This is a genomic window from Escherichia sp. KCJ4928 (assembly GCF_004352695.1).
Taxonomy (GTDB): domain Bacteria; phylum Pseudomonadota; class Gammaproteobacteria; order Enterobacterales; family Enterobacteriaceae; genus ECMA0423.
The window spans coordinates 1-4,216 of record NZ_SJWV01000253.1; the positions used below are offsets into that span (position 1 = coordinate 1).

Here is a 4,216-nt window from a genome sequence, read left to right on the forward strand (position 1 = left end):
ACACCGCCGCTCTGGCTTACCGTACACAGGCTCCGCTCATCGACTCCCTGCTGAAGGAGGTGGGGTTATCCGGTGAAGGACTTACAGCCCTGACACGTCCACTGGTCATGCCAGCCCCGGAAAAGGTCCCGGATGTCAGCGAACCGGTAACCGCTCCGGATAACTCAGAACCACAACAGGTTTAATCCCCGTGCCGGAATTTTTCCGGCATCTTTTTCACAAAGAATGCCCTCACGGGATATTCTGGTTTAAAAGAGGATTGAAAATGTCCGCAGAAAAATTCAGAGTTGTCATATACACCAATACATGTGAAAAGAAAGTCAGTTATATTCCTGCAACAGAAGATATAAACATCGCTATAATGCCATTTCAGACGGCAGACAATGGCTTAATTATTGTGTGTCAGAACTCCCGTATAATACGACGCAAAGAGCGTATACCCGGAAGCAGCTGTGAATGGAAAGATGTGACATTAGCACCAAAATCCAGAAACCGCGTTCAGTTATAGCCTGACAGCCTGCTTTTTATCCCTCAGAAAAGGGGGATAAAAATTAAATATTTCACAACCGAGATATTTTTCAGGAATGCAGATTATTTTATGTTATGACCAACAGAGAAACAGGCATGAGAACAATCACAACGCATGAACAATTATTAATTAATGGGAGAGTCCACGAAAGAATCGCCACACATATAGTTACAGGAGCTCATGGGTATGAAACGCTTTGCACAAATGGCTATAACGTCAGATACAACAAGGCGCAGCAACTGGTTGAAAGCTGCGAAAAAATAGCTGAAGGCAAACTACCTGTTACCTGTCCTGTCTGTTTCGCCATATGGCAGGATGTACACAGGTTCACCCACGTTGACTTTGACACACAATCGGGGAAAAGTGATTTTATTGATACCTGCCATTCGGAGATCATAACCGGAAATGTTTCAATAACAGGCAAGAAATAAAATAATGCTCCAGTTCTGAAATGCAATTCACTCTTATAATCCCCCCACGAACATGAACGTTCATTATCAATAACCCGATGAAATGATATTCATCTGAAGGCCAGTTACCCGCCACCTGTCTTATACCGTAACCCGTAATATACCGGATTTTATTCTATGCAAAAAAAATCACTTACACTCCTTCTGCCGTCATTACTCAGCGGCTGTACGGCATTTAATGCCACGCCTGTTCCTGACACCACACCTCCGGCTCTGGTGTTCGTCGACGGACAAATTCGCGAAAGCGCTGCCATTATCGCCCATACGCAAAAACGTCTGCTTCCGCCACCGGTGACCCGCCCTGTGACGCCGCCCCGCCCGACAACAACAGCGACGCCCACAACCGCAGTCAGCAGCCAGAGTACCGCACTGCCTCCCCGCCCGCTCCTTCAGGCCACACAGCTGCCCGCACTGGTTATGACCGGTAAACCCGGTCAGTCATCCGTCGTTTATTTACGTGAGGCACGTCAGCGCTCCGTCAGTGACTGGATACGCCAGTTGCTGCCACCCGGCTGGCAGTTCCGGCAACAGAACGCTGCCATACCGGCACTGAACAAACGCCTCCCCGTCTGGTCCGTTAATGACCAGTGGCACCGGGCACTGAATACTCTGCTGACCGGGCAGCAACTGTACGGACATATGGACTGGAACAGGAAAATACTGACTGTCACGACCACTGCAACACCGCCTGTTGACCTCACGGCACCGCAGGGTTCACAGAAAACAGCGGACACACCACGTAATCCGTTCAGGAGCACAACCGGAACGGCTGCAGACCAGGCACAGGTACCACCTGCCGTCAGCGCTTCCCGGGTTCAGAGCACAACAGGGACATCCGGTACATCTGCGCCCCGCACAACCACGCCAGCCCCGGTGGTCACGAAACCGGTAGCACCACCACAGAAGGTCACACCGCCACGGCAGTGGAAAATGGAAAAAGGGACCACGCTGAAGGACGGACTGGCCCGCTGGACGTCGTCCGAAAAATGCTCCCACGGCACCTGGACGCTGCGCTGGGAAACGCCCGTTAACTACAGTATCGATGCCCCTCTGGTTTTCACCGGCAGTTTCCGCCAGGCGCTGGAACAGCTCTTCGCACTCTACACCCCGGTGGAAAAACCGCTGTATGCCCGGACAAGCACAGCACAATGTCTGCTGCGGGTGACAGATCGTCCACAGGAATAACCTTATGGGCTGGTTCATCGTGTTCATCATGGTCATCACGACCACAGGCAATTTCTGGTTCACCAGTCAGCTCTCCCGCAGCGAACACCGTCATCAGGCCGCAGAAAACACACAACAGGCAGCAACGTTCATTCGTTATATGAACGCCATCAATGATTACCTGCATCAGCATCCGGAACGACGGACAGCCGGAGGGCGGCTGACATCCGCTCAGCTCGGGATTCCCGGGACGGATACCGTCAGTCATATCATCAGCCAGCAACGTGTTTTTGTCTGGGCTACAGAAACCCCGGGCCTGATGGCCGCGCTCAGGGAACAGAGTAATGACTCTGCTCTGCTCGGCAGGGTGGAAAACGGCCGACTGCTGGACACAGCCGGCAGAGCGCTTTCCGTCACACTTCCGTCAGTGATCCCCGATCACGTCATCCTCTGGATGAATTAGTCACGAATCTGAATAAATCACGGATCTCCCATGAATAAAAAAATTCTTGCCATTATGATTGCCGCCGCTCTGTTACAGGGCTGTGCCAGTTACAGACAGCTTGAGAGCACAAGAAAGGAAGCCGTTGCGGAACAACAACGGGCACGGGAAATGATGTCTGATCTGCGAACCCGGACGCCGGTTGTTAAGGAATCCTCACGACAATGGATCAATCCCCGTCCGGTCATGGATAAAAACACCGGCAAAACCGTTCCCGGTTGTCCCATTGTCATTCATACCCGTCAGAGCATCACCCTTCAGCAGGTGGTTCAGCGGATCACGGAAAGCTGCCATATTCCGGTACGGATCACACCTGATGTACTGACATACCTGAATACATCCACAACCGGCAGCACACAACAAATCCAGGGCGCATTACCCCCACCGGATGCGAGCGGCATGGTTCCCCTTGCCGCCATTGGCGCATCTGACACGCCACCATCCCGTCTGCCGGGAAATACCGCAGCACTGTCTGAACTGAATGCCTCCGGCCTGACGACCCTGCTGAATGCGGTCTCCTCCCGTCTCGGTATATCCTGGCGCTATGACGGCTCGCATATCATCTTCTATTATCTCGAGACACAGACCTTCCCCATCACCTATATGGACAGTCAGGTGGCCTATAACGCCACTGTGGTCAGCGGCACCATGTCCTCAAACGGCTCATCAGGAGGCAGTGCATCAGATGCCATTTCCGGTGATGCCAGCAATACCCAGACCACCACCGTGGATATGAAGTCTGCGCTGTATCAGGATGTGAAAAATGCGGTCACATCAATGCTGACCCCGGGTATCGGACGCATGTTCATGTCCACGGGCTTTATCACCGTCACAGATAATCCACAGGTTCTGGAAACGGTCCGGGCATTCATTGAAAAACGCAATGAAGAGATGAAACGTCAGGTGGTGCTGAATGTGGAAATTCTGAGTATCCGGAAAACCCGCAATGAGCAGGCCGGTATCGACTGGAACGCAGTCTTCAGCGACAGAACGCTGGGACTGAGTCTCGGCAGCACATTCACCAGTGCAGCCAGTGATGCCATCACAGGTGGTGTTTCCATTGTGGACGGTAAACTCACCGGTTCAAAAGCCTTCCTGAAAGCATTGTCTTCCCAGGGGGATGTCAGTGTGGTGACCCAGAACTCTGCCGTCACCAAAAACCTGACGCCGGTGCCAATGCAGATCGCCAATCAGCAAAGTTACATCGAGAGTGTGACGACGGATACCACAGCCAATGTCGGCTCATCCACCTCCCTGAATGCGGCCACCATCACCACCGGTTTTAACATGACCCTTCTGCCGTTCATTCTCCCGGACTCACAGACACTGCAGTTGCTCTATTCCATGAGTCTCTCCGACAAACCGGTTATTGAGAATTATGAGAGCGGTGGAAGTAAAGCCCAGCTGCCGAATGTGGATCTGAAAACCATCAATCAGACCGTGGATCTGAAATCCGGGCAGACGGTCATTATCAGTGGCTTCCAGCAGTCAGGACGTCGCAGCGGAAAACAGGGTGTAGGCACGCCGGGATTCTTCGGTCTTGGCGGTGGG

Annotated in this window: 5 protein-coding genes and 1 pseudogene; all 6 read left to right on the forward strand. The window is 52.5% G+C overall.

What is annotated here, in order from left to right:
- Positions 1-185, forward strand: a pseudogene (locus E0D98_RS21705) (flotillin); the annotation flags it as partial.
- 80 nt (positions 186-265) lie between these two features.
- The gene (locus E0D98_RS21710; RefSeq protein WP_001271734.1) at positions 266-508 is read left to right on the forward strand and encodes a PilI type IV pilus biogenesis protein; all 243 of its coding nucleotides are present in this window, start codon (positions 266-268) and stop codon (positions 506-508) included.
- Positions 509-624: 116 nt separating this feature from the next.
- Positions 625-960, forward strand: coding sequence for a hypothetical protein (locus E0D98_RS21715; protein WP_024186155.1), 336 nt, complete (start codon positions 625-627; stop codon positions 958-960).
- 156 nt (positions 961-1,116) lie between these two features.
- Positions 1,117-2,184, forward strand: a complete 1,068-nt coding sequence (locus E0D98_RS21720; RefSeq protein ID WP_001170195.1) for a toxin co-regulated pilus biosynthesis Q family protein — start codon at positions 1,117-1,119, stop codon at positions 2,182-2,184.
- 4 nt (positions 2,185-2,188) lie between these two features.
- Entirely contained in the window at positions 2,189-2,626 is a 438-nt protein-coding gene (pilM, locus tag E0D98_RS21725; protein WP_000539685.1) for a type IV pilus biogenesis protein PilM, read from the forward strand.
- A 30-nt stretch (positions 2,627-2,656) separates the two neighbouring features.
- A partial coding sequence (locus E0D98_RS21730) for a PilN family type IVB pilus formation outer membrane protein (protein ID WP_131890989.1) occupies positions 2,657-4,216 on the forward strand: 1,560 nt, incomplete at its 3' end.